Annotated in this window: 26 protein-coding genes and 1 tRNA gene; 19 read left to right on the top strand and 8 right to left on the bottom strand. The window is 65.0% G+C overall.

The annotated features are described in order from the left end of the window. The first annotated feature begins 30 nt into the window (after positions 1–30). Positions 31–837, top strand: a complete 807-nt coding sequence (locus HMPREF2559_RS01215; RefSeq protein ID WP_066489350.1) for an MBL fold metallo-hydrolase — start codon at positions 31–33, stop codon at positions 835–837. 172 nt (positions 838–1,009) lie between these two features. Here the strand turns inward: HMPREF2559_RS01215 and glxR are convergent, their stop codons facing one another. Beyond that, a complete protein-coding gene (gene glxR, locus HMPREF2559_RS01210) occupies positions 1,010–1,693 on the bottom strand; it encodes a CRP-like cAMP-activated global transcriptional regulator GlxR (protein WP_066489355.1) in 684 nt (227 codons plus the stop codon). A 373-nt stretch (positions 1,694–2,066) separates the two neighbouring features. Here glxR and nth point away from each other — a divergent pair, with 373 nt between their 5' ends. The 4 genes from nth to HMPREF2559_RS01190 are packed head-to-tail and all read left to right on the top strand — an operon-like array spanning position 2,067 to position 5,195. Next, complete coding sequence (nth, locus tag HMPREF2559_RS01205; protein ID WP_066509936.1) at positions 2,067–2,723, top strand: endonuclease III; 657 nt, start codon at positions 2,067–2,069, stop codon at positions 2,721–2,723. After that, positions 2,716–3,303 carry a TlpA family protein disulfide reductase gene (locus HMPREF2559_RS01200; RefSeq protein ID WP_070539264.1) on the top strand — a complete coding sequence of 196 codons (588 nt, stop codon included), beginning with the start codon at positions 2,716–2,718 and terminating at the stop codon, positions 3,301–3,303. The genes nth and HMPREF2559_RS01200 overlap by 8 nt, the downstream gene beginning before the upstream one ends. Then, complete coding sequence (locus HMPREF2559_RS01195) at positions 3,300–3,965, top strand: NUDIX hydrolase (RefSeq protein WP_066489377.1); 666 nt, start codon at positions 3,300–3,302, stop codon at positions 3,963–3,965. The genes HMPREF2559_RS01200 and HMPREF2559_RS01195 overlap by 4 nt, the downstream gene beginning before the upstream one ends. 36 nt (positions 3,966–4,001) lie before the next feature. After that, on the top strand, positions 4,002–5,195 hold the full coding sequence (locus HMPREF2559_RS01190; protein WP_066489382.1) for a MarP family serine protease: 1,194 nt from the start codon (positions 4,002–4,004) through the stop codon (positions 5,193–5,195). A 39-nt stretch (positions 5,196–5,234) separates the two neighbouring features. Here HMPREF2559_RS01190 and HMPREF2559_RS01185 read toward each other — a convergent pair whose 3' ends face one another. The 3 genes from HMPREF2559_RS01185 to HMPREF2559_RS01175 form a co-directional block, all read right to left on the bottom strand. After that, positions 5,235–6,134 carry an alpha/beta fold hydrolase gene (locus tag HMPREF2559_RS01185; protein WP_066489387.1) on the bottom strand — a complete coding sequence of 300 codons (900 nt, stop codon included), beginning with the start codon at positions 6,132–6,134 and terminating at the stop codon, positions 5,235–5,237. 79 nt (positions 6,135–6,213) lie between these two features. Beyond that, a complete protein-coding gene (locus tag HMPREF2559_RS01180; protein ID WP_066509930.1) occupies positions 6,214–6,714 on the bottom strand; it encodes a phage holin family protein in 501 nt (166 codons plus the stop codon). 133 nt (positions 6,715–6,847) lie between these two features. Beyond that, entirely contained in the window at positions 6,848–7,684 is an 837-nt protein-coding gene (locus HMPREF2559_RS01175; protein ID WP_066489393.1) for an HAD family hydrolase, read from the bottom strand. Positions 7,685–7,929: 245 nt separating this feature from the next. Between HMPREF2559_RS01175 and ssd the strand changes: the two genes are divergently transcribed. The 7 genes from ssd to HMPREF2559_RS01140 are packed head-to-tail and all read left to right on the top strand — an operon-like array spanning position 7,930 to position 12,481. Beyond that, positions 7,930–9,006 carry a septum site-determining protein Ssd gene (gene ssd, locus HMPREF2559_RS01170; RefSeq protein WP_066489396.1) on the top strand — a complete coding sequence of 359 codons (1,077 nt, stop codon included), beginning with the start codon at positions 7,930–7,932 and terminating at the stop codon, positions 9,004–9,006. A 59-nt stretch (positions 9,007–9,065) separates the two neighbouring features. After that, the gene (locus HMPREF2559_RS01165) at positions 9,066–10,229 is read left to right on the top strand and encodes a TadA family conjugal transfer-associated ATPase (protein WP_070539289.1); all 1,164 of its coding nucleotides are present in this window, start codon (positions 9,066–9,068) and stop codon (positions 10,227–10,229) included. After that, complete coding sequence (locus HMPREF2559_RS01160) at positions 10,226–11,002, top strand: type II secretion system F family protein (RefSeq protein ID WP_066489398.1); 777 nt, start codon at positions 10,226–10,228, stop codon at positions 11,000–11,002. The genes HMPREF2559_RS01165 and HMPREF2559_RS01160 overlap by 4 nt, the downstream gene beginning before the upstream one ends. Then, positions 10,999–11,562, top strand: coding sequence for a type II secretion system F family protein (locus tag HMPREF2559_RS01155; protein ID WP_070539261.1), 564 nt, complete (start codon positions 10,999–11,001; stop codon positions 11,560–11,562). The genes HMPREF2559_RS01160 and HMPREF2559_RS01155 overlap by 4 nt, the downstream gene beginning before the upstream one ends. Positions 11,563–11,607: 45 nt before the next feature. Beyond that, positions 11,608–11,823 (top strand): DUF4244 domain-containing protein, encoded by a 216-nt coding sequence (locus HMPREF2559_RS01150; protein WP_066489406.1) that lies wholly within the window; start codon positions 11,608–11,610, stop codon positions 11,821–11,823. Then, positions 11,823–12,155, top strand: a complete 333-nt coding sequence (locus tag HMPREF2559_RS01145) for a hypothetical protein (protein WP_066489411.1) — start codon at positions 11,823–11,825, stop codon at positions 12,153–12,155. Before HMPREF2559_RS01150 ends, HMPREF2559_RS01145 begins: the two co-directional genes overlap by 1 nt. Beyond that, positions 12,152–12,481 carry an Rv3654c family TadE-like protein gene (locus HMPREF2559_RS01140; RefSeq protein ID WP_066489413.1) on the top strand — a complete coding sequence of 110 codons (330 nt, stop codon included), beginning with the start codon at positions 12,152–12,154 and terminating at the stop codon, positions 12,479–12,481. The genes HMPREF2559_RS01145 and HMPREF2559_RS01140 overlap by 4 nt, the downstream gene beginning before the upstream one ends. 15 nt (positions 12,482–12,496) lie before the next feature. Here the strand turns inward: HMPREF2559_RS01140 and HMPREF2559_RS01135 are convergent, their stop codons facing one another. Then, complete coding sequence (locus tag HMPREF2559_RS01135; RefSeq protein WP_066489416.1) at positions 12,497–14,902, bottom strand: DEAD/DEAH box helicase; 2,406 nt, start codon at positions 14,900–14,902, stop codon at positions 12,497–12,499. 202 nt (positions 14,903–15,104) lie between these two features. On the opposite strand from HMPREF2559_RS01135, the gene HMPREF2559_RS01130 reads away from it, so the two are divergent. Further along, positions 15,105–15,308: a transcription antiterminator/RNA stability regulator CspE gene (locus HMPREF2559_RS01130; RefSeq protein WP_066489419.1), complete on the top strand. Its 204-nt coding sequence runs from the start codon at positions 15,105–15,107 to the stop codon at positions 15,306–15,308. Between the two features lie 50 nt (positions 15,309–15,358). Here HMPREF2559_RS01130 and HMPREF2559_RS01125 read toward each other — a convergent pair whose 3' ends face one another. Further along, on the bottom strand, positions 15,359–15,988 hold the full coding sequence (locus HMPREF2559_RS01125) for a DedA family protein (protein WP_066489423.1): 630 nt from the start codon (positions 15,986–15,988) through the stop codon (positions 15,359–15,361). Between HMPREF2559_RS01125 and HMPREF2559_RS13455 the strand changes: the two genes are divergently transcribed. The 4 genes from HMPREF2559_RS13455 (at position 15,951) to HMPREF2559_RS01110 (ending at position 20,805) form a co-directional block, all read left to right on the top strand. Beyond that, a complete protein-coding gene (locus HMPREF2559_RS13455) occupies positions 15,951–16,445 on the top strand; it encodes a trypsin-like serine protease (protein WP_083297741.1) in 495 nt (164 codons plus the stop codon). The two genes, HMPREF2559_RS01125 and HMPREF2559_RS13455, sit on opposite strands and share 38 nt — an antisense overlap. A 124-nt stretch (positions 16,446–16,569) precedes the next feature. Further along, entirely contained in the window at positions 16,570–19,530 is a 2,961-nt protein-coding gene (gene topA / locus HMPREF2559_RS01120; RefSeq protein ID WP_066509928.1) for a type I DNA topoisomerase, read from the top strand. A 33-nt stretch (positions 19,531–19,563) separates the two neighbouring features. Beyond that, positions 19,564–19,836 (top strand): hypothetical protein, encoded by a 273-nt coding sequence (locus HMPREF2559_RS01115; protein WP_197418392.1) that lies wholly within the window; start codon positions 19,564–19,566, stop codon positions 19,834–19,836. Positions 19,837–19,977: 141 nt separating this feature from the next. After that, the gene (locus HMPREF2559_RS01110; RefSeq protein ID WP_070539257.1) at positions 19,978–20,805 is read left to right on the top strand and encodes a hypothetical protein; all 828 of its coding nucleotides are present in this window, start codon (positions 19,978–19,980) and stop codon (positions 20,803–20,805) included. Here the strand turns inward: HMPREF2559_RS01110 and HMPREF2559_RS01105 are convergent. Next, positions 20,783–22,015: a DUF418 domain-containing protein gene (locus HMPREF2559_RS01105; protein WP_070736320.1), complete on the bottom strand. Its 1,233-nt coding sequence runs from the start codon at positions 22,013–22,015 to the stop codon at positions 20,783–20,785. The two genes, HMPREF2559_RS01110 and HMPREF2559_RS01105, sit on opposite strands and share 23 nt — an antisense overlap. Positions 22,016–22,119: 104 nt before the next feature. Then, positions 22,120–23,634 carry an adenylate/guanylate cyclase domain-containing protein gene (locus HMPREF2559_RS01100; protein ID WP_066509924.1) on the bottom strand — a complete coding sequence of 505 codons (1,515 nt, stop codon included), beginning with the start codon at positions 23,632–23,634 and terminating at the stop codon, positions 22,120–22,122. 28 nt (positions 23,635–23,662) lie between these two features. On the opposite strand from HMPREF2559_RS01100, the gene HMPREF2559_RS01095 reads away from it, so the two are divergent. Next, entirely contained in the window at positions 23,663–24,880 is a 1,218-nt protein-coding gene (locus HMPREF2559_RS01095; protein ID WP_246818444.1) for a DNA polymerase III subunit delta', read from the top strand. Between the two features lie 64 nt (positions 24,881–24,944). After that, a tRNA-Thr gene (locus tag HMPREF2559_RS01090) sits at positions 24,945–25,020 on the top strand. Positions 25,021–25,124 lie beyond the last annotated feature (104 nt).

Raw genomic sequence — 25,124 nt, 5'->3', positions numbered from 1 at the left:
GACGCGCTCGTTTGAGATAGGCTGAAAGACATGGAACATCCTGCATATAGTCAGCTGCGCCCCGTTACCCAATCCGTGGGCGTAGTTTTGTGCGATAACCCTTCATACACTGCTCTCGAGGGCACGAATACTTGGATCGTGCGTGCCCCTGAAGATGACCGCGCCATCGTGGTGGATCCGGGCCCAGAGGACGAGGGTCACCTTAACGTCGTCACCGCCAAGGCCGGCGAGGTAGCGCTCATCCTCATCACCCACCGCCACGACGATCACGCTTCCGGCGCTCAGCGCCTGCGCCAGCTCACCGGCGCCCCGATCCGTTCCTTTGATCCGAGTTACTGCAACGGTGGCGAGGCCCTCGAAGACGGCGAGATCATCGCTTTGGACGATGTCACGCCGCGTCTCGAGGTCGTTCACACTCCGGGCCACACTGCGGATTCGACGAGCTTCTTCGTCTGGTCCGGTGAGCCCAAGGAGTCCCGTCTTGAGGGCATAATTACTGGCGACACGATCGTAGGCCGCCACACCGTGCTGCTGTCCGAGACGGACGGCGACTTGGCTGATTACTTGAAGACGCTCGACGTGCTCGAGGAGCGCGGTAAGGACGTACCGCTGCTGCCGGGCCACGGTCCGGACTTGGATGACGTCTCGCAGGTCGCCCGCAAGTACATCGACCGCCGCCATTTCCGCTTGGATCAGATCAAGGAGATCCGCAGCCGTCTGGGCAACGACGTTGACCTGAAGACGCTGATCGACGAGATGTACGACGATGTGGATCCGGTTTTGCGCCACGCCGCAGAGCAGTCCACGCGCACGGCGCTCAAGTACTTGGACGCTTAAATTTCGCGCTCATTGTGGCCCCTTCGGGGGCCATTTTTTATGCCTGCTGCCGCGAAGTATGAATGAGTGATCGAAAAACCTGGGCTTTTCGGGCGACTCATTCACGTTGTAGGCGGCGGTCGGCTGAAAAATGCGAAACCCCGGCACGCGGCCGGGGAAGAAACGCGCGGGTTTAGCGAGCGCGCTTGGCGAGGTGCTCGGTGTCGACGATGAGCACCGACTTGCCCTCGAGGCGAATCCAGCCGCGGTGGGCGAAGGTGGCGAGCGCCTTGTTGACGGTCTCACGGGACGCGCCGACGAGCTGGGCGATCTCTTCCTGCGTGAGGTCATGGTTGACGCGCAGTGCGCCGCCTTCCTGAACACCGAAGCGGTTGGCGAGCTGGAGGAGCGTCTTGGCGACGCGGCCTGGGACGTCAGTGAAGATGAGGTCCGCGAGGTTGGCGTTCGTGCGGCGCAGGCGGCGGGCGAGCACGCGGAGTAGCTGCTGGGCGATAGCCGGGTGATCGGCGACCCAGTGCTTGAGCATCTCCGAGTTCATGGTCGCGGCCTGGACCTCCGTGACACAGACGGCCGAGGAGGTACGCGGGCCCGGATCGAAGATGGAAAGCTCGCCGAACATATCAGACGGGCCCATGACCGTGAGCAAGTTCTCGCGGCCGTCCGGCGCGTGGCGGGCGAGCTTAATCTTGCCCGAGGTGATGATATACAGGCGATCGCCCGGCTCGCCCTCCTCGAAGATGGTGGTGCCGCGCGGGAAGCGGACCGTTTCCATCTGCTCAATCAGGTTCTGCACTGCAACCGGATCCACACCTTGGAAGATGCCGGCGCGCGAAAGAATTTCCTGTACGCCTTCCACTTATCGCTCCTTGGCTTATCGTGGACCGAGCCGTCGTTTACCCGCGAGCCGGCTAGGGCCGTGTGGGGCCGAAAGCTCGATCCAAAAATCATGTCACGCCGCAGGGTACGACGCGTCACTATGTAACGCGTCTCAGTCTACCGTGGAATTGGTCACGAATGTAAATATCGTGACCGTTAATCACTAAATCTTTCGTGAAGAGTGTGTACAACTCGCTGTCGCGAGTATTCTACAGCGCTTTCTCCTCGAGTCTTTCCATTCCCATGGCGAAGAGAGCGAGGGCGATAGGCACGATCACAACGAGAGAAATCATGCTATCAAGCCTACCCGGTCTCCACCGAGTTGCGCCGTGAGGTCGCTAGGATGGGTGATTATGGCTAGAAACACGGCGGCGGATGCGCAGGAGGTTAATGCGCGGCTCGCGGAGGAATACCCAGACGCGCGCTGCGAGCTCGACTTTGAGAACCCTTTGCAGCTCACTGTCGCCACGTTGCTTTCGGCACAGACGACGGACGAGCGCGTCAACCAGGTCACCCCGGAGCTCTTCCGGCGCTATCCCACCGCGGCGGACTACGCACAGGCGCGCCGCGGCGACGTGGAGGAGATCATCCGGCCGCTCGGCTTCCAGCGTTCTAAGGCGGGGCACCTCATCGGGATGGGGGAGACCCTCGTCGCGCAGTTCGGCGGCGAGGTCCCATGCGCGGTCGAGGACCTCACCCAGCTGCCTGGCGTGGGTCGGAAGACGGCGCTCGTCGTGCGCGGCAACGCCTTCGACCTGCCCGGCATCACCGTCGATACGCACGTCACACGCCTGTCACATCGGCTGGGGCTCAGCGACGCGTCGACGCCGCTGGCCATTGAACGCGACCTCAACGCACAGATCCCCGAGGCCGAGCGCACCCTGTTTTCCCACCGTGTGATCCTCCACGGCCGTCGCGTGTGCACCGCTCGCTCCCCACGCTGTGGCGAGTGCGTCCTTGCCGATATCTGCCCCTCCAGTACGAACCCGAGGACGGATGCTGATGAATAAGACCGTCATTGGCTCGATTGCGGCGATGCTCGTGCTCGGCGTGGGCGTCGTCTTCGCGGCGCGTGGCGCGCTGTCCTCGGGGCCTGCGGACCAGGCCGCAGGCCAGCCGACCGTGAGTACTGCGGCGCCGGAGGACGAGAGGGTATCGGCAAGCGTGACGGGACGCCCGGATTGCCTGAGCGGCACTGTGGCGGGCGTGGACCTGCCGTGCTTGGGTGGCGAGGCGACGGGACCCGCAGCGGACGAGGGAATCACCATCGTCAACGTGTGGGCCTGGTGGTGCGAGCCCTGCCGGACTGAGATGCCGCACCTCATGGAGGTCGCCGCGGCACACCCGGAGTGGAAGATCGTGGGCGTGCATGCGGACACCAACGCGGGCAATGGCGCGGCGTTCCTCGAGGATATCGGGGCGGAGATGCCCAGTTTCCAGGACTCGGACAATAAGTTTGCGGGCGCGCTCGGGCTGCCTGGCGTGATTCCCATTACAGTGGTGCTCAAAGATGGCGAGGTGCAGGGCCGAATCATTAAGGCCATGACGAGCGCCGAGGAAATTGAAACGAGCATCGAGGAGTACCTATGAGCAACGACGCCGCGTGGCTGCGCCCTGCCATGGGGCTGAGTACGCCGCAGATTGACGAGGTACTGGGCAACCGCCTGTTTGTGAAGGACGCGCCGAAGGTGCTCAAGCCTGCGGCGGTGCTCATGCTGTTTTCGGGCACGAGCCTCGACGACGGCGAAGTAGTGCTTACGCACCGCTCGCCGAGCATGCGATCGCATTCGGGGCAGATTGCGTTTCCCGGCGGGCGCTTGGAGGAGGGCGAGACGCCTGTCGATGCCGCGCTGCGCGAGGCGTGGGAGGAGACCGGTCTGGAGGCCGATACGACGACGGTCGTCGAAGAGCTGGATCCCGTGACCATTCGGGTCTCGGGCCACCCGGTGAGCCCGGTGCTCGCGCACTGGCATGCGCCCATGCACTTGTGGCCGGCAAGCCCGGCGGAGACGGATGACGTTTTCACGGCTTCACTGCGCGAGCTGTTGGATCCGGAGAACCGACTCACGATTGGCTGGGGCGATTGGACAGGCCCAGCGTTCTGGGCGAATGGCTACCTCATCTGGGGGTTTACCGGCGGGCTGCTGTCGAGTTTGTTTGCGCATGCCGGGTGGGAGGAAGATTGGGACCGCGAGAATCGCCACGACCTCCGGTCGGTACTTCGATCCTCGCGTAATCGTGAGAAGATGTAATTCTTCCACGAAACCATCTGACCCGAAGGATTGTTTGTGACCGCCGCCCTTACCGTTGATGCCGTCATCGTTCTTGGCGCGCTGGCGGCGTGGTGGAGCGGCTGGCGGCAAGGCGCGTGGAGCTCGATTTTGAGTTTTATCGGCATCGTGTCTGGCCTCGTGCTGGGCATGGTGGCTGCACCCGCCGTCATGGAACTTACGGAGCAGACGGCGCTGCGCTTCCTGCTGGGGCTTGGCGTGGTCATCCTGCTCGTGGGTGTGGGCCAAATCATCGGCGGCATGCTGGGCACGACGCTGCGCGACCGCATGCGGGCGCGCTCCCAGCAGCGCGTCGACTCCATCGTGGGCGCGGTCTTCCAGGTCGTGGCCATGCTGCTCATCACGTGGCTTGTGTCCATCCCGTTGGCCTCTGGGCTGGGCAGTAAGGTTTCCAAGGGAATCTCGGAGTCTGAGATCCTCGGCGCTATGTCACGCGTCGCGCCCTCGCAGCTGTCCAACCTGCCGTCCGGCATCGCGGCCTTGCTCAACGACTCGGGCTTGCCGCCGCTCGTTTCACCGTGGACGGATCAGTCCACCGTTGAGGTCGAAGCCCCGCGCATTGAGGTCGAGGACAGGGAGCTCGTAGAGCGCCTGCGCCCCTCCGTCATCCATGTGCTCGGTGACGCGGAGACGTGTAGCCGCCGCCTCATGGGCTCGGGCTTCGTGGTGGCCGAGGATTACGTGGTGACCAACGCCCACGTCGTGGCGGGCACCAATGTGGTGGCGCTCGATACCACGCTGGGTATGAAGAACGCTGAGGTCGTCTACTACAACCCGGACGTGGATATCGCGGTACTGCACTCGACCGGCCTGGGCATTGCGCCGTTGAGCTGGGCGCCGGAGCAGGCGCAGACGGGCGATGATGCCGTGGTTATGGGCTTCCCGCTCTCCGGCCCCTTCACTGCCTCGCCTGCCCGCGTGCGGGAGGAGCTCACCATCGTGGGGCCTGACATCTATGCAGAGGGCCGTGTGGAGCGCCACGCGTACACCGTGCGCGGCACCATTCGCCAGGGCAATTCCGGTGGCCCGATGATCAACTCGACGGGTGAGGTCTTAGGCGTCGTCTTCGGCGCCTCCGTTGACGACTCGGACACCGGCTACGCGCTCACCGCTGAGGAAGTCCAGTCCCATATCGGGGACGTCACGCAGCTTGTCGATACCGTCGATACCGGGACGTGTGTGTCCAAGTAAACCGCGGCGGCTACATCGCTGTTTCTTAGTGGCTGCCTTTTAGTTGTTGTTTCGGCGATAGCGCCCCAGCCACAACGTGACGGTGCGGGCGAACTTCTCGGGATTCTCGATATGCGGCAAGTTCTTTGTCTTAGGGATATACGCCGTCACGAGTGATTCCGCGCGGCGTCGTGCGCGCCGAATGACAGGCCACCACAGTCTCTGGCTTGCGTGGACGAAGAGCACCGGTGCCTGCGCCTTGGCGTCAAGCCCAGCGCGCGGAATGGGCGCGGTGAGGAGCCTGTGGTTCCATACCGTGCCGCGCAGCGAATGATCGATGGCCATGGCTTGCTCGCGCAGATGCTGGTTTGCTTCTTCTGCAGGCCCCTGGGTGAGGGTATTGAGCTTCGTATCAAGCCCAATGCGCGGGTTCTTCACGAGGACGCGCACGATGGGCAGCGGCAGGCGGAAGACAACCGTGCGCAGGAGGAGCCAACCAAAATCCCAGGGGCGTGCGGCGATGGCGCGGCGCAGGTCCACCGGGTGCGCGCCGGATACCGACACCACGGCATCCACACGCTCAGGGCGCTCGCACGCGACGCACCACGCCAAGGCTGCGCCGGTGTCGTTGCCGATGAGCGTTGCCGAGTCGTGGCCCAGGGCCTGGATGAGCCCCGTGATATCCCCGATGAGCGTGCGCATGTCCTGGCCCGCATCAACCGGCGGCTTATCCGACATGCCATAGCCGCGCAGATCCACTGCGGCGACGTGATGGCCAGCGGCCGCGAGGGGCTCCAACACATCCTTGTAATCGAACCAACCGCCAATCGAGCCGTGAATGCAGACAATGAGCGGATCGTTCGCGCGTCCCAGTGTGGCCGCATGCAAACGAATGCCGCGGGTATGGAGCATCTCGTGGCGCCACGGGCCGTCCAGCTCGACGACGGAGGGTGAGTTCATGTGAGTCCTTTAAAGTGCGAAACCCCGCCCATCGCCGAGACAGTGTAGGGCGATAGACGGGGGAGGGAGTGCAGATTATTTAGGTGTACAGACCCTTAGAGTTCAGCTCCTTGGAGCCACGGGAACCCGGGATGACCTCCGGCAGCTGCTTGGCCGAGGCGATGGTCTTTTCCGGGGCCTTGACCTTCTTCACGTTCTTCAGGCCGATCAGCGCGGCAACACCGGCGATGACCAGCATGATAAGGAAGACGATGAGGAACGCTGCCCAGCGGTCCAGCCACTTGGCGAGGAGCTCCGCGAGGAAGAAGAAAAAGAAGAAAGAGCTAAAACCTGCGACGATGCCTGCAACGCCGAAGAAGCCAGCGCCGATGCCGCCCTTCTTCGCGGATGCAGCGAGCTCAGTCTTGGCAAGCTCCATCTCCGAGCGCACGAGCGAGGAAATCTGCTCCGTCGCGTTGGAGACCAGCTGGCCAATGGAGGCCTCACCAGTCTTCGCGGTGTCGACATCGCTGAGCGGAATAGCGTTCGCGCGCGGGGCGAACTGATTGGAACCGTCAGTGAAGAGTCCGTCGTTACTCACGGTGAAAAACCTGCCTTGTGTTCTTATGAGCTTATTTCTAAAAATTACGCGACCACCATCCTAGCGAATTCACTGTGAAAATGATCGCGCGACCCTGCATGCCGCCGTTCACCGCGTGCGCGAGCACGCGGAGTCAAGCCGTGTTCTTGGGCGCCGAAAAGAGCCAGAATCCCGCCGCCACGACTGCGGCCACGCCGGCAACGACGCCGGCGCCGATGCCCACCTCGCGGGCGTTGGGCAACGTAAACAGCGGAACTGGGTCCTTAAACGCCCGGATATCCCAGGAATTCTCCAGCGCGTGCTTCTTCAGTGGGCGGTCGGGGTTGACGGCCACGGGGTGCCCCACGAGCTCGAGCATGGGGATATCTGTTGCGGAGTCCGAGTAGGCGAAGCTGTCCTCGAGCGCGATGCCCAGTTCTTCTGCAATCTCGAGGACGGCCTCGGCCTTGGCTGGGCCCTTGCGGTAGTGCAGGATTTCGCCCGTGAACTCGCCGTCGATGACCTCGAGCTCCGTGGCTGCGATGACGTCAACGCCGAGCTCCTCGGCGATGGGGCGCACGAGGGTCTCCGCGGAGGCAGAGATGATGACGACGGTGTGGCCTGCTGCCTTATGAAAGTCGATGAGCTCGCGCGCCTCGGCATAAATGGCCGGGGTGACCACGGTGTGGAGCGTCTCGTGCACGATGTGCTCGACCTCGTCGACCTTCCAGCCGCGCACCATGGCGGTGAGCTGGTCGCGCGAGGAATCCATTTGCTCGCTCGTTTGGCCCATCATCATGTACGTCGCCTTGGCGAGGGAAATCTGCAGCGCGTTAGCTGGCGTGATGAGTCCGTTGTGCATGAACTCTTTGCCGAAGGCGTACGCCGACGAGGTTGCGATGATGGTCTTGTCCAGATCGAAAAACGCCGCGACGAGACGCCGTGCTGGCGTGCGCGTTGCCGGGGTTTCCGGGTGGTTCTGGGCAGTCATGGATTCCGATTGTAGCCCCTAAAGGCCAAGGTTGTCTGTTGTAAATGTGAAAATTGTGATGCGTGTTGTACCAGTGGGTATGCGTGCGTACACCCTTCCTATCGGTATGCCCCAGCGAAAAGTTACGGTTCCGTATCCACAGTGCTGACAATTGCACAATTTATTTGGCAAGAAAACAGGGGGTTATCCACAGGCTGACCTGCACACCCTTGTCGAAACTCGGCGCCCTGCGTTGAGTGAAAGGCATGAACGATTTCATCCTCATTGCTGTAACTGACCCCGTCGTCGGACCGGAGGCCACCCACGCGGCGGCAGCGACGGGTCTCGACGTCATCACGTGTGACGACCCGCGCGATATCGCCCGCCACGTACCACGAGCGCGTGCCGTCATTACCGACCGCACAACGGCCAGCCACGTTGCGGCGTGCGGTCGCGCCCGCGACATCTTCTTCGTCGCGGCTGACCCAGGCCCGATCGACTTCGAAGCCGCCTTGCGGGCGCATGCTGCGCAGGCCTTTCTCCTCCCCGCCGAGTCGCGCGACCTTCTCGCGGCACTGAGCACTGCGGGGGAATTGCTTGCACCGGCGTCGGTGAGCGGGAGATGCGTCGCCGTCGTTGGCGCGACGGGCGGCGCAGGAACGTCGACGTTTGCAGCTGGCTTGGCACGCACCCTCGAAGCAACCGTGCTTATCGATGGCGACCCTCGCGCAGGAGGCCTCGACCTGGTCCTCGGCGCTGAAGAAACGCCGGGCGTGCGGTGGCCGGAACTGCACCTAGGCCCAGGGCAACTCGACGCCGCGGATCTGCTTGCGGCTCTGCCCGTCACCGCCGACGGGATTCGCCTTGTCTCGGGAACGCGCAGTGGCGTGAACGATCCCTTTGAGCTGAGCGACGAAACCCTCACGGCAGTTCTGGAGTCGCTGCAGAGTCATCGCGTCGTCCTCGACGGCGGGGCGGGACCCGCCGCCTTCTTTGGGGCAGGGTGGTACGACCATGTCGACCACATCGTCATTGTTGTGCCGGCTGAGGTCCGAGCTGCGGCCGCGGCGGCGCAGATTACGGCGCGATGCGCAGCCCACGGCATCCCCGTGAGTGTCGTCCTCCGGCACCGCGGTTGGTCTTCGCTGGCTACCTCGGACGTGGAGAAGATCATCCATGCCGACATTGTGGCGGAGCTGCCGCACCTGCGTCGCCTCGCCCGCGACATGGAGCTTGGCGGCTTGCCTTTAGAGCTGCCACGGCCACTGCGGCAGGCATGTGAACGCGTCATTGAGGACCTCGGCTGGGTCGAGGATCCCTGGGATGAGCGGGGCGTGGCATGAGTACGTGGACCCAGCGCGCGGGGTCGGTCGGAGCGGAGACCGCGAGCGGCCACGGCCAGATAACGACCCCTTCCGAGTTGTCGGAGCGCCTCCAGCACATCCTCGCGGCTGAACCAGACCTTGCGCACGATGCTGCCGCGCTCGCCCGCCGCGTGCGCGCCGAGGCAGGAGTTATCTCGGACGTCGATCTGCTCGATATTCTCCGAACGCTCCGGCACGACACTGCAGGGCTCGGTGTCCTCGAGCCGCTGCTCGCGCAGCCAGCGGTCACTGACGTTGTGGTCAATGGGCCTGAGCGCGTCTTTATCGACCGCGGTTCCGGGTTAGAGCTCAGCTCCGTGCGCTTTTCCGACGAAGAAGAGCTCCGGCGCCTCGCTACGCGGTTGGCCATCGCGGCGGGTGCGCGCCTCGATGATGCACAGCCGTGCGCCGATGGCCGGCTTCCTCGCCCCGACGGCACGATGGTGCGCATCCACGCGTTGCTGTCGCCACCAGCGGTGGGCGGCCCGCATCTGAGCCTGCGCCTTCTACGCCAGGCTCAGGTGAGCCTCGACTCGCTCGTCGAGCGCGGCGCTGTGCCCAGCGACATTGCGGTGCACCTCCGCGAGCTCGTCGCCGCCCGTGTGTCTTTTCTCGTCATCGGCGGCACAGGCTCGGGTAAGACCACGCTGCTTTCCGCGCTGCTCGCACAAGCTCCGGCGACCGAACGCGTGCTCATCATTGAGGACACGACGGAACTTGCGCCGCAGCATCCGCATGTGGTGAGCCTTGTAGCCCGGCGCGCCAACGCGGAAGGGCGCGGTGAAATTTCCATGTCGCTGCTGCTCAGGCAGGCGCTGCGCATGCGACCCGACCGTATCGTGGTCGGTGAGATTCGCGGCGCCGAGGTTGTTGACCTGCTCGCGGCCCTCAACACGGGGCACGATGGCGGCGCCGGCACCTTGCATGCCAACTCGCTCCACGAGGTCCCGGCGCGCATGGAAGCTCTCGCTGCGCTGGGTGGTCTCGACCGCGTGGGCTTGCACTCCCAGCTCGCCGCCGCCGTCCACGTGGTGCTGGCTATGCATCGTCGCGCGGACGGGGTACGGGAGATCGCGCAGATTGGGCTGCTCACCGGCAATCCTGTCACCGCCCAGGTGGTGTGGAGTTCTTCCGAGGGACCGCAGCCGGGCTTCGAGGATTTCCTTCGCCTCGTGGACGGCGCGCACAAGGAGGCGCCATGACTATCGCGTTGTTGTGTGCTGCCGCGGCCGTCGCAGTGGGCGCGCCGGGAACGGCTGAGCGTCCCGGCGCGCACCCTACACGCAGCCTGCGGCTCGTCCTCATTCCGGCGACAGTAGGCATGGTGGGACTGGCTGTGGCACTCGGCCGGCTGAGCATCGTCGCTGCTCTGCTCATGGCCGGTGCGACTACCGCCTGGGTCGTCCGCGATATCGTGCGGACCCGCGCGCAGCGGCGGACGGAAGAGACCATGGCGGGCTACCTGGGCACTGTCACGGCAGAGCTGCGCGCAGGGAGCAGCTTTCCTTTCGCGCTCGTCCACGCAGCAGATCGGTTGCCCGAGACCGCCGGTGCTCTTCGCCGCGTGTTGCGCACCGCAGGCTATGTCGCTGTGCGGGGCGGCACCGTCTCCCAGTCGCTGCGCGCCGGGGAAGACAAGGACGGTCCAGTGACCGAGTTTGCGGATCTCGTCGAGCTGGGGGAGCGCCACGGCATCCCGCTCGCGGAGCTAGCAGAGCGCGCCCAACAACGCCTCGATGCTCGGCGCCGCCATGCTGCTGCGACGACGGCGCAACTCCAGGGACCGCAGTCCACCGCGGTGGTGCTCACGTGTCTGCCGCTCGCGGGCATCGGCATGGGCGTTGTCATGGGTGCCAATCCCTTGGGGTTCCTTCTCGGCGGTGGGCTCGGCGGCATCCTCCTCGTCGTCGGCGTGGCCCTCGTATGTGGCGGCTTTATCTGGTCGCGCACACTCCTGCGGAAGGCGGCGTCATGACGCTGAGCTTTATCCTCCTCGCTGCCGCGGCTTTGGCGCTCACCGTCGAGGATGCCGCGCGGTCTAACCCCAAGCGACCACGAGATGGCCCGGCGTGGATACGGCGCTTCGCTTCGCAACCGACACCTGACCATATCGGGGCGGCCTTCGACATCGAACTCTTCGCGGCGTGCCTGCGCGCCGGGTTGGGCCCAGCCGGGGCCGCGGCTGCGGTCGCCACCGTGGCACACCCTGCCGCGCGATCCGCATGGACAGCGACGGCAGCCCGCCTGGGCCTGGGCGTTCCGGCGGCGCGCGCATGGGAACCGCTGCGTGCCGTCCCGGGGCTCGAGGAGCTGGCGGGGCTCGTGGTCATGTCGCAGAACTCAGGTGCATCCATCGTACCAGGATGCACGCGGCTGGCGGCGGCATTGCGTGCCGATGCCGCCGATGCCGCCACCGCTCGCGCCGAGCGCGCCGGAGTGCTCATCTCCCTCCCGCTCGCGCTGTGTTTCTTACCCGCTTTTATCGTGCTGGGGCTCGTGCCCATCGTGGTGAGTCTCAGCGCGCAGATGCTCTAAACAACCAACCCATCACACACCAACTCATCGAATAAGGAATCCATCATGTTGAACCATCACGTCCGAATCCGTCAGGCAGTACACCGCCGCGTGCGCGCTCTGCTTGGCAACGACCAGGGAATGTCGACCATCGAATATGCCATGGGGTCAGTCGCCGCGGCAGCACTCGCCGGGGTGCTCTACCTCGTCATTAATAATGGCGGGGTGAGCGAGGCGTTCGAATCCATCCTCACCGATGCCCTGAGCAACACCCCCGGCTAATGGCACGCCGTGACCGTGTGAAGATCCGCCTCGCAGCGCTGCTCACGAGTGACCGTGGCTCGGTGAGCGTCGAGGCCGCTCTCGGCATGTCGAGCCTGGTCATCGTGCTCATCGCCCTCGTCGGTGCCATCGCCACGCTGGGCTCGTATCTCGCCGCCGTGGACACCGCTGGCGCAGCCGCGCGTTCGGTGGCCATCGGGCTGGAATTCGAGCCAACGCGGGGCACCATCGCGACCTCGGAAGCGGGTGGATTCATGACAGTCACGGCCACCATCCCGGCGCCGCTGGGCGAGGTGAGCGCCACCGCGGTCTTCCCACAGGAGGCGCCGTGAAGTGGCGCGACATCCTGGCGGACGATCGCGGCTCAGCGAGCGTCGTCACGGCGGGCGTCATCGCGGCGCTCACGGGTCTGCTGCTCACCGTGGCGGGCCTCGCCTCCGTCGTCGTTGCACGTCATGAGGCCCAGGTCGCCGCCGATGTCGCTGCGGTGGCCGGGGCCTTTGCCGTCTATCGCGGCGAGGATGGCTGCGCGGTCGCCGCGGATATCGCCGAGCGCAACGGCGCGAGGATTGCCGTGTGCGCAGTGGAGGGCGCGGACGTCGTGCTCACCGCGACCGTGCGCGGCTCCGAGGCGCGTGCTCGTGCCGGGCCGCTCTAAAACCCGGCCTCGCGGCTAGTCCTCAGGCGGTGCCTCATCGACCGGCTCGGGCTCGACAGGCCCGTTGGCTGTCATGGCGACCAAGGCACCAAGCAGCTCGATGGCGCCCGCCTTATCGAGCGGGTTGTTGCCGTTGCCGCACTTGGGCGACTGGACGCACGAGGGACAGCCGGACTCGCACGGGCAGGAGCGCACGGCCTCGTAGGTGGCCTCGATCCACTCGGGGAAGCGGCGGAAGCCCTCATCCGCGAAGCCCGCGCCGCCGGGGTGGCCGTCGTAGACGAAGACCGTGGGCAGCTGCGTGTCCATGTGCAGTGCCGTGGACACGCCGCCGATGTCCCAGCGGTCGCACGTCGCGATGAGCGGCAGCAGACCAATGGCGGCGTGCTCCGCCGCGTGCAGCGTGCCGGGGATGGCGGCGGCGTTGATACCCAGCTCCGCGAGCACCAGCGGATCGATGGTGTAGGCCACTGCGCGCGTGCGCAGGGTCTGCTCCGGCATGTCGAGCGGGATGTCGTCGCCCACCGTTCCATCGGGGAAACGCACCTGATAGCCGGTCACGGCATCGGTGACCTCGACCTCGAGGTTGGCGACCCACAGGCCAGGTGAGTAATTCACGAGACCATCGGCCTGCGAGAGAATCCGGATATCCGTCGTCGAGCGCGGCTGCGTCGTGTAATTCGGGATCTCCGGATGCACGAGCGCCACGTAATTGCCGAAGTCGAGTTCGTCGACCACGTAGGACTCTCCCAGGTGCAAGTAGACCGCGCCGGGATGGACCTGGCCAGCGGCGCGGGCGGCGTCGATGGTGCCGAGCAACCGGCCCGTGGTGTGGTCGACGATCATGACTTCCTCGCCTGAGCCGCCGCGCAGCGAGACCTGCGCGTGGGCGTTCTCCGGGGTCACCGGCGAGGATCCGGCCGGCAAGGGTACGGCGAACCAGCCGCGCTCGCGGCGGCGAATGAGCCCGTCGGCTTCGAGCGCGCGGACAACGCCCTCTGCGCCCCACGCCTCGATATCCGCGGGTTGGAGAGGCTTTTCGATGGCCGCGCAGTAGACGTGGCCGTAGAGGATATACGGATTCTCAGGATTGAAGACGCTCGCCTCCACGGGGCGTCCGAGCAGCGCCTCTGGGTGGTGGACGAGGTAGGTATCCATCGGCTCATCGCGCGCGACGAGGACCACGAGGGAGCCCTGGCCGCGGCGTCCGGCGCGGCCGGCCTGCTGCCAAAAACTCGCCACCGTGCCCGGGAAGCCCGCGGTGACGACGGCATCGAGGCCGCCCACGTCGATGCCCAACTCGAGCGCCGACGTCGTCGCCACGCCCAGCAGCGAGCCATCGTCGAGGGACTTTTCCAACGCGCGGCGGTCTTCGGCCAGGTAGCCCGCGCGGTAGGCGGCGATGCGCTGTGCGAAGTCCGGCCGGCCCAGGCGTCCGGAGAGTTCCTCCTGCGTGCGCAACGAGACCATCTCCGCGTTGCGTCGCGAGCGCACGAAGGTGAGCGTGCGCGCGCCTTCCGCGATGAGTGTGGCCATGATTCCGGCCGCCTCCGTCGTCGCGGCGCGGCGCACGGGTGCGCCGTTCTGGCCCTCGGCGCCCTCAACGAACCCCGGCTCCCAGAGCGCGACGGTGCGTGCGCCCGTGGGCGCACCGTCCTCGGTGACCTCCACGAAGTCCGCGGCGGGACGCCCCGTAAGGCGCGCGGCGTGGCGCGCCGGGTCCTTCATCGTCGCCGAAGCGAGCAACACGACGGGGTGCGCACCGTAGTGCTCGCACAGTCGCAGCAGACGGCGGAGCACGAGCGCGACATTCGCGCCGAAGACCCCGCGGTAGGAGTGGCATTCGTCGATGACGATGAACTCGAGATGGCGCAGCACGCGCGCCCAGCGTTGGTGCGCGGCGAGCAGGGACATGTGGAGCATGTCCGGGTTCGTAAAGATAAACCGCGAGTGGTCGCGAATGCCAGCGCGGGCCTCCTGCGGGGTATCCCCGTCATAGGGCGCGGGTGCCACGCCGCGCAGCTCCGGGATGCCCTGGACGAGGTTCATCACGGCATGGAGCTGGTCTGAGCCCAGCGCCTTGGTGGGCGTGAGGTAGAGCGCGCAGGTCGTGGAATCCTCCGCTAAGCGCGTCAAGATGGGGAGCTGGTAGCCCAGGGACTTGCCCGAGGATGTGCCAGTGGCGATGACGGCATCGCGGCCGGCCCAGGCGGCATCGGCAAGCTGAGCTTGGTGAGCATACGGTGCGGAAATGGAGGCATCGACAAGCTTTGCTCGGAGCGCCGGAAGGACCCAGCTGGGCCAGGCCGCATGCTGTGATTCTCGCGGCGGCAGAGTTTCGACGTGGGTAGCCTCGGATTCGGGAAAACGTGCTGTGAGCAGGGCCATGAGCTCGTCACCGAGCGGGTTAGAAGCCGTCATGCCACCCCCTTTTGTCCATTAATCTTCCCTTAGCCTATCGCTGTAGCCCATAACCTGGCACACTAGGGCATAAGGCTGACGCCCCTTTAAGTGCAGTGTTGTAATAAGTGCTCGCAGGTAAAAGGCTTCACAAAGGCGAGCACCCGGAATTCGGGAGTTCGGCGTCGACCGGTTTCACCCATTCCGAAAGAAGGAAAATATTATGGCACAGGGAACTGTAAAGTGGTTCAACGCAGAGAAGGGCTTTGGCTTCATCGCGCCGGACGACGGCTCTGCTGACGTCTTCGTCCACTACTCCGAGATCCAGGGCAAGGGCTTCCGCTCCCTCGAAGAGAACCAGAAGGTTGAGTTCGAGGTGGGCGAGGGCCAGAAGGGCCCGCAGGCTCAGAACGTCACCGCGCTCTAAGACTCTTTGACAACAACCGCCTTCCCTTCGGGGAGGGCGGTTGTTGTCGTTTAGGGCGTCTCCGCGAAGCCACGGCGCGTGTCCCACCAGTTGGCGATGGAATTCTGGGCCTTCTGTAGCGCCCAGCCCAAGGCGAAGGCGGCGATGATGGAGATGATCATGGCGATGGCGGGATTGCCTCCGAAGAGGACGCCGCCGAGGTAGCCCACGGCCAGCGCCTGGGCGGCCCAGAGCATGACGCCGATGGTGTCGAAGAAGAAGAACATCGGCCACGAGTAGCGCATGGCGCCGAGGAAGATCGTCATAAACAGGCGGGCCGAGGGGATAAAACGCGCGATGATGATGGCGGCACCGGCACCGCGGCGCATATTGCGCTTAGCCCACTGGAGCGCCTCATAAGGCTTGGAGCCCTTCTGCGCGCGGTTGATGAGTGGCATGAGCCGCCCGCCCAAGGCGTAACAGAGGTTATCGCCCAGCATGGCGCAGCCCACCGCGACGAAGAACATGGTCGGGATGTGCGGCACGCCCTGCGAGCCGGCCCACGCGCCCACCATGTTGAGCGGGACCTCGGAGGGCATGACGGGAATGAAACAGTCGAGGAAGATCATGGAGCCGACGATGGGATAGATCCACTCGGTGAGCATGAGGGTTTCAATCCACCCCATGACTGCGTCGACCATGTCGCTCCTTTACGTCTGCTTCTACGCCGGCCGAGTGCCGCGTGACCTATCCCAGCAGAATACACGCGCCACACGCGCGGGCGTTCTCGCGCAGGTAAGCGCCGTGTCGGCAGCCGTGCTGGGTGCCGCGTCGGGGCTTGACGCCCGGGGCGGGGTGAGACATAACGCGCCGGCCATGTACTCGGTCACCTCCCAGGTCCTCCTGGGTGCCACGCGCTACCCGGGGCGCGCGGCGTGCACCGGTTCTCTCCTCAACGATCGGTGGGTGCTCACCGCACGCCACTGCTTCCAGAACACCGCCACCGGTGCGCACGGCTGGAAATGCTGCGGCACCGAAGCCACCGGCGTCCGCGGTGCCGAGCGGCGGGTTCTCGTTGCTCGGACTCTCCCCCTAGGAGGGGAGCGGGAGCGTCCAGTTGGACAGTGTGGCGCACCCAATAGATACAGTATTGTTTGATCTATTGTTTGCACGGCTATGAAAATGTGTACGCTAAGGAACCATTGACCTTTCTCGGTGGAAACTGTTAAAGATTTTTCATACGGAGAAGGCGGCGCGTCCGAGCGAAAGGGATGAACAACAAGTGGCAACAGGAGCTGGCCAGGGAAAGACCTTGGTGATTGTGGAGTCGGCGACGAAGGCGAAGAAGATTCAGCCTTATCTCGGCGACCACTACATCGTCGAGGCCTCCGTCGGACACATCCGCGATCTTCCCCGCGGTGCCGCCGACGTTCCGGCTGCCTATAAGAAAGAGTCCTGGGCCCGCCTTGGCGTCAACCCCGAGGACAACTTCACGCCGCTCTACGTCATCTCCCCAGACAAGAAGAAGAAGGTCGCGGACCTTAAGTCCAAGCTCAAGCAGTGCGACCAGCTCTACCTCGCAACAGACCCGGACCGCGAGGGCGAGGCCATCGCGTGGCACCTGCTCGAGGTGCTCAAGCCCAAGGTGCCGGTGCGCCGCATGGTCTTCAACGAGATCACCAAGTCCGCCATCCTCGAAGCCGCGGAAAATACCCGTGACCTAGACGTCAACCTCATCGACGCGCAGGAAACCCGCCGTATTCTTGACCGTCTCTACGGCTACGAGGTCTCTCCGGTGCTGTGGAAGAAGGTCATGCCGCGCCTGTCCGCCGGCCGCGTCCAGTCCGTTGCGACCCGCGTCATCGTCGAGCGTGAGCGCGAGCGCATGGCGTTCATCTCCGCCGACTATTGGGACCTGGGCGCCAAGCTCGCCGCGCTGTCCGGCGACACCACGGAGTTCGAGGCACGCCTCACCTCCGTCGAAGGGCGCCGCGTCGCGCTCGGCCGCGACTTCGACGATCGTGGCCAGCTCAAGACGGACGACGTCACCGTCGTGGACAAGGCCCTGGCGGAAAAACTCGCCGCGGGCCTTGAAGGCGGCACCATGAACGTCGCCAACGTCGAGCACAAGCCGTACACCCGCAAGCCGTATGCGCCGTTTATGACCTCGACGCTCCAGCAGGAGGCCGGCCGCCGCCTGCACTTCACCTCGGAGCGCACCATGCGCATCGCACAGCGCCTCTACGAGAACGGTCACATTACCTATATGCGTACCGACTCCACGGCGCTGTCCCAGCAGGGCCTCAACGCCGCACGTTCGGCGGCCTCGAGCATCTACGGCGCTGAGTACGTCGCGGATTCCCCGCGTGTCTACGACCGCAAGGTGAAGAACTCCCAGGAGGCCCACGAGGCCATCCGCCCCGCCGGCGAGAATTTCGCGACCCCGGGCCAGCTCGCGGGCCAGCTCGACGCCGAGGAGTTCAAGCTGTACGACCTCATCTGGAAGCGCACCGTCGCCTGCCAGATGGCCGATGCCAAGGGCACGTCCATGAAGGTCACCATCAGTGGTCTATCGACCACTGGCGAAGAGGTCGAGTTCTCCGCCACCGGCCGCACCATCACCTTCCCGGGCTTCCTCAAGGCGTACGAAGCGCTTGCCGATGCCCCCTCCAAGCCCAAGGATGGCAAGGGCAAGGGCGGCAAGGAGCCTGAGGCTCGCCTCCCGCACTTGAACGAGGGCGACCAGCTCCGTGCCAAGGAAGTCACCGCGGACGGCCACTCCACCAATCCGCCGGCGCGCTACACCGAGGCCAGCCTGGTGAAGAAGATGGAAGAATTGGGCATCGGCCGCCCGTCGACGTATGCGTCGATCATCAAGACCATCCAGGACCGCGGCTACGTGCTCTCGCGCGGCAACGCGCTCGTGCCGTCCTGGGTCGCCTTCGCCGTCATCGGCCTGATGGAAAACAACTTTGGCGAGCTCGTCGACTACGACTTCACGTCCTCCATGGAGGACGAGCTCGACGCCATCGCCGCAGGTAACGAGGATCGCACCGAGTGGCTTAACGGTTTCTACTTCGGTAACGCCGAGGCGAGCAAGGAAAAGGCCGCGTCCATCGCGCGCCACGGCGGCCTCAAGTCGCTTATCGACGTTAACCTTGAGGCCATTGACGCCCGCCAGGTGAACTCGCTCAAGCTCTACACGGACTCTGAGGGTCGCGACGTCTTCGTTCGCGTCGGCCGCTACGGTCCCTATATCGAGCGCGCCGTGGGCACGAACCCGGACGGCACCATCGAGTACCAGCGCGCGAACCTCTCGGAGACCGTCACCCCGGACGAGCTCACCGAGGAATTCGCCGAGAAGCTCTTCGCGACGCCGCAGGGCGGCCGCGAGCTGGGCACCAACCCTGCCAACGGTCGCATGATCGTGGCGAAGGAAGGTCGCTTCGGCCCGTACGTCACCGAGGTTGTCCGCGAGGACGAGCGTGCCATCGCGGAGAAGGAAGCCGAGGAGATCGTCGCCAAAGAGCGCGCTGAGGAGGACGCTCAGCGTGCCGCCGAGGGCAAGCGCGCCAAGAACTGGGAGACGAAGACCGCCGCCAAGCAGAAAGAAAAGCGCGTCGCCGAGTACATCGACGACAAGCTCAAGCCGGGCACGGCCTCGCTCTTTAGTTCCATGGAGCCCGCCAGCGTCACCCTCGAGGAAGCCCTCAAGCTGCTCAGCCTGCCGCGCGAGGTGGGCACGGACGACGACGGCGAGGTCATCACCGCGCAGAACGGCCGCTACGGTCCGTACCTGAAGAAGGGCAACGACTCCCGCTCGCTCGCGAACGAGGAGCAGCTGTTTACCATCACCCTCGACGAGGCCCGCCGCATCTACGCCGAGCCCAAGCGTCGTGGCCGCCAAGCCGCGCAGCCGCCACTCAAGCAGCTGGGTAACAACGATGTGTCCGGCAAGCCGATGACCGTCAAGGACGGCCGCTTTGGCCCGTACGTCACCGATGGCACGACGAACGCCTCGCTGCGCCGCGGCGACGATCCGGAAAAGCTCACGGATGCCCGCGCCAACGAGCTACTTTCCGAGCGTCGTGCTAAGGAAGCTGCCGGCGGCACGAAGAAGGCTGGCAAGAAGGCGGCGAAGAAGGGTGCCAAGAAGACCTCCAAGGCTGCGAAGAAGTCGACCAAGAAGACCTCGAAGGCAACCAAAAAGTCGACGAAGAAGACGACCAAGGCTGCCAAGTAAGCCGTCACCTTAGCCGGGGTGGTCTGGGAGGTCATGGAATTACAGGATTTTCTCGCCCACGATGACGCTGGCCGCCCCGTCGCGGCTGGTAGCCCCGAGGCGCAGTTCCAGCACGTCGCGGCGCAAGAGTCGCTGCGCGTGTGCGCGGAACTCAACTCCCGCTCTCACGCGCCCGAGGAGGTTCGCGCCCTCTTTGGCGAGTTCACCGGCCGCCCGGCTCCGGATTCGCTCACCATCTTCCCGCCGACTTTGGCAAGAACATCCATGTGGGCGAGAACGCCGTCATCGCCGCCCGCGCCGTCGTAACCAAGGACGTCCCTGCGAATACCGTCGTGGGCGGCGTGCCCGCGCGTGTCCTTCGCGAGCTCTCATCCTGGCGCTTTGACCTGCGGAATTTCAAAGTATCTAGAAGTATCTAGCACTATCTAAAAAACTAAATTCCTCTAGATGCTTCTAGATACTTCTGAATTCTTCGCGCAGCTGGCGTCTTCGACCGGTGCCGCGGTGACCCACTCTCTCATGTCGTGGCTGCGCGGTAGGCTGGCGGTCATGACCGTGAAGAACACCAATTCCTCCGTCCTGGCCGACCTGTGGGCCCGCAACAACGAGGGCGTCGCAGCGCTCATCGCGGCGCTCGAGGAGGCTCTCACCAGCCCCGCTAAGATCGCGGCACTTGCCGCCATCGAGCTGCCCGCGTGGGGCCGCCTCTTTGACTGGCGCTGGACGCGTGCCATCGAGGTCGTCATGCCGGCCGCCGTGGGCGCCGCCTACGGGGACCCGCAGCGCCACCCGGAGATCGTCGCCGCCGGATTGGCCGCGAGCCTCGGCGTTGAAGAAAAGAACCGTTCCCTCGCCCATCCCACGACGTGGGGCGCGGCCGGCGTGGTGAGCAGTCAGCTCGCGTATGCGAACTTTCTGCGCCAGCGCGGCGCGCGCGGGGACGCCGCGAGCTACGTCATGGGTGGTCTCGTTGCTGCAATTGGCTTGTCCAAGGCAGCAGTGAGTGATGGCCCGCTGCGCACCGCCACGGGCGTGGGGGCGCTGTCCACGGCGGTGCTCGTCGCGCTCGCGAATGACGGAATGCTGCGCGCACAAAGCCCGGCCGCCGCGGGGCTGAGCCACGGTGCCAATCTGCTCGCAGCCTCGGAGGCGCTCACTTTCTTGCGTGCGTGGCGCGAGCGGAATGACAAGAAGACCTGGCGCGTGGCGGGCGCGGCAGAGGTCGCCACGCGGGGCATCGGAAAGCTACTGCTTATGCGCGGCCTGGCGCGCTAAGCTCCGCGCGGCCCGTCGGACCGTAGGACAGGCGGCGGTGCAGGTGCTCGAAGGGGCCCTGTTTGTCCAGCGCCTCGAGTACGGCGGCACCCACGAGTGTGGCGGCCCAGATGAAGAAGGCGATGATCGACATGCCAAACGCGTCAAGGTCGAGCCCGAAGAGGAAGGGGCTGGCGACGATGAAGAAGAGGAGGGACTGCACGAGGTAGCCGCTCATGGAGCGCTTGCCCAGCGCTGCGGGGATGGACAACCAGGCGGGTGCGGCGGCGCCGTCCCACACGCGGCGCTGGACGCCATCGATGAGAAGCGCGAGGGCAGCCAGGATGCCGGGGCCGGTGAAAACGCCCAGCGCATTGTTGAGGAACATAAAGAACGGCTCCATGTCTGCCGGGACGATGCCGAGCGCGCTGAGGCCCCAGGGCAGGCCGATGCCCACAGCGATGACCACGCCCACGCCAGCCCAGATGAGAAGCTCACGGCGGTGCGCGGCGACGTCGCTGAGCGTGCCGCGGCGCGCCCACACGAAGCCGATGATCATCACCGGGAAGAGCTGGATGAGGAAGAACGGGGTGGACAGGGCTTGGAAGGCGAAGTACGACAGGTTGTTGAGGAGCATCGCGGGATAGGTATCCGCAGGCGTATAGGCGCCGCCGCCGAACGCCAGTGCTTCCGGTTCAAAGAACGCGCCGATGGACATGCTCACTCCCATGAGCGTCCAGAAGCACAGCATGCCTAACGCGACCCTCATGAGCACCTTATCGGTCCACGTGAAGATCAAACCGAGCACAATGCCGGCCACACCGTAGAAGAACATGATGTCGCCATGGAAGAGGACGATGCCGTGGAGGGCACCGAAGAGCGCGAGGAAGGCGTAGCGGCGCACGACCACCGCGCGCGTGCGCCCCACGGGAAAGCCGCGGCGCCACAGGCTCATGACGATAAGGCCCACGCCAAAGCCCAACAGCGTGGAGAACATGGGCAGCCCGCGCACGTGAGAAGTCACCGCTGTGAAGAGGACTGCGGCGTCATCCGCGCTAGAGACGGCGCCGCCAAAGTAGTCGGCGCGCTCCGTCGTGTCGTCATCGAGGAACCACGCCGTGGGTGCGTTGGCGAGCGCAATGCCCAGCAAAGCGAGTCCGCGTGCGACGTCGGGGACGAGCATGCGGGGTGGGCGAGTGGGGGCATCGGCAGGCTGGTTATCGGCACTCATGGCCGTTAAGCATACCTAATTAGTGGGGAACTGTCGTGGCATGCGGCTTGCCAAAACGGTAGAAAATGGTCGAGTGCGGCGGGGATTTTGGCAGCTCGTGCGGGCTAGGAACGGTCCGCGAGCGTCGCGCGAATGGGGCGCGCGAGCTGCGTCATGCGGCGGCGGCCACGCAGCTCGATGGACTTCATGAGCGTCCAGCGGGCTTGTTCCGCCTCGTTCGCGGTCTTGAGCGTGGCAGCGTTGGTGAGCACGCGGCCCGGGGTGTCCTTGGCGAGCTCCGTGAGGCGCGCGGCTTCGTTTACCGCGTCGCCGATGACGGTGTACTCAAAGCGGTCCGCGCCGCCGATGTGACCTGCGACCACGTGGCCAGCCACGACGCCGATGCCTGCCTGCAGCTCCAGATCGCGCAGCTCCAGGCGTAGCTCTCGCGCGGCCTGCAGTGCCAGCGACGTGGAGTCGTAGACCGTGAGTGGCGCGCCGAAGATGGCCAGGGCCGCGTCGCCCTGAAACTTGTTGATGATGCCCTTGTTACGGTGCACGACGGCCACGACGCGCTCAAAGAACTCATTGAGCGCCTCCACGACCTCCTCCGGGGTGTGGTTGACCGCGAAGGTGGTCGAGCCGATGACGTCGACGAAAATGACGGCGACCTTGCGGTCCTCGCCGCCGAGCTGCGGCTTTTCCTCGAGCGCGCGCTGGGCGACTTCGGTGCCGACGTAGCGGCCGAAGATATCGCGCACGCGCTGGCGCTCGGCCAGGCCCTTCATCATCTCGTTGAAGCCGGCCTGCAGCACGCCCAGCTCCGAGCCGTCGTAGATATCGACCTGGACGCCCTTGTCGCCCAGGCGCACGCGCCGGATGGCGTCCTGGAGCTCGAGGATGGGGTCGACGACGGAGTGCATGGAAAAATACGTGCCGGCAAAACCCGTGATGAGTGCGGCGGCGGCGAGGCCCGCGATAAGAATGGAGAGGTCCCCATCAAACCACCCGGCGTAGCGCGCCCTCATGAGCAAGATGATGCCCACGAGCGGCACGCCTGAGGTCATGATCCATGCCGTGATGAGGCGATACTTCACGGGCGGCTCGAGCGTGGAGTCCTCAAAGCGGCGGGCGAGCGCTTCCGCCGCGATGGGACGCACGAGGTTCTCTGCCTGCAGGTACGTGAGTAGGCAGACGATCATCGCCGCGAGCGCGCCCGAAACCCCGATGATGACCGCAAGCCGCCCGGAATCGGCCGCCGCAATGATGACGGTGAGCATGATGCCTAGGCCCCATACGAGTCCGGCCACGCCCGCTTGATAGATAGGAATGCGCAGCACCAAGCCGCGCACCATGTTGGGATCGTGCGTATCTGGACTGCGTTGCCAATCGAGGACCGGCCGGAAAATAAAGCTCGTCACGACCATGCCCACGAGCACGGCAAAGACAACGTAAGCGACGCCGATAGCCCACAGGCTGTCAAAGCGTTCCGCGAATGCGCGTACTTCCGGCATGGGCAGCGCCACCACAAACAGCATGACGGCGATAGCTCCCGCGATATTGCCGCCCAGCACCAGCGCCGCGTATTTCGGCCACGAGGTGTGCAGGAGCCAGCCGGCTGCGCGCAGGAGTCTGTTCATAACTTCATACTCTACTAGGCTGGAGCGGGTGAGTTCCCCCGAAAATCTCTCTGTCGCCGCCCGGCTTGCCGATGCCCCCTCGGTCCGCGACACCATCCTCGCCGCGGCCGCCGCGGCGCATGGCTTGCCTGGTACCGACCCTCGTGCAATGACGCATTCCTGGCTGTTTACCGGCCCGCCCGGCGCCGGTCGTGCGCTGGCGGCCCAGGCGTTCGCGGCCGCGCTCATGTGTCCTGCGGAGCCCGGTCGCGGTTGCGGCACGTGCGAGACCTGCCGCGGCATTCTTGGGCCGGAACCACGGCACACCGACTTGGTATTCATCCGCCCTGAGGGGCTCACCATTGGCGTCGACGGCGTGCGCGACATGATCCGTGACGCCGCGACGCGTCCCACCGTCGCACCGTGGCGCGTGGTCATCTATGACAAGGCGGATCGTCTCACGGACTCCGCGGCCAACTCCTTGCTCAAAACCGTCGAGGAGCCTTCGTCGACGACGGTACTCATTTTGTGCGCGCCCTCGACGGCGCCGGAGGATTTCTCGCAGACCCTGCGCTCGCGCTGCCGCCACCTCTATATCCCTGCGCCGACCGTGGATCAGATCGTCGAGGATCTCGTTGCGGAAGGAGCCTCGCCTGCCGATGCCCGCCTCGCCGCCGTCACCAGCCTGCGCAACGTCGGCAGGGCACGCCAGCTTGTGCAGAATACGGACGCCCAGCGCCGCCGCACCATGGCCATCAACCTGGCCGAGGACATCTTTCATGGCTCGGGCGCTTTTGTCGCGGCCTCGCGGCTTATCACCAACGTGACCAACGAGGCGAAGACCATCAACGAGGCCAAAAACGCGAAGGAGGACGAGGAAATCGCCATGGCCTTCGGCGCCGGCGCGAAGGGCAAGGGCGCGGCGAAGGTGCAGAGCGAGATTAAGAAAGAGATCAAGAAACGGGAGCCAGCGCGCCGCTCGCGCCAGAAGCGTACGCAATACGACTTGCTCGATACCGCCTTGGTTGACCTCATGGGTATCTACCGCGACGCGCTCATGCTTAAAGTTGGCGCTGCGGTGGAGGCCACGCACCCCGATTTCTTTGGTCTCGCAGGCGATCTCGCCGCGCGCGTGAGCGAGGAAGGCCTCGTCGCGGCGCAGAACGCCATTGTCCTGTGCCGCGAGCGTTTGCTCGTCAACCTCGATCCCACGATGGCGCTCAACGGGCTGGTAGGACGCCTGCGCATAGCCTGCCGCGCCCGTTGACCGGCCCGATTTTTTAACTGGGACGGTTGTCCGCTAAGCTTATGCACGCTGTTACATGCAGCGTGCCGCCTTAGCTCAGTCGGTAGAGCATCTCACTCGTAATGAGAAGGTCGTGAGTTCGATTCTCACAGGCGGCTCCACTAAACCCCCAGCTAGAAAGCCTAGATAGCTTCTCTAGCTGGGGGTTTCGCGGTGTCACGCCGCGCACAAAAAGGGCTAAGTAGCAAAATGTGTGTCCGCTACG

The sequence above is a fragment of the Corynebacterium sp. HMSC072G08 genome, from assembly GCF_001809185.1.
GTDB lineage: Bacteria > Actinomycetota > Actinomycetes > Mycobacteriales > Mycobacteriaceae > Corynebacterium > Corynebacterium phoceense.
The sequence above is the reverse complement of the archived record's forward strand: the minus strand, read 5'-3'. Positions and strand labels throughout refer to the sequence as shown.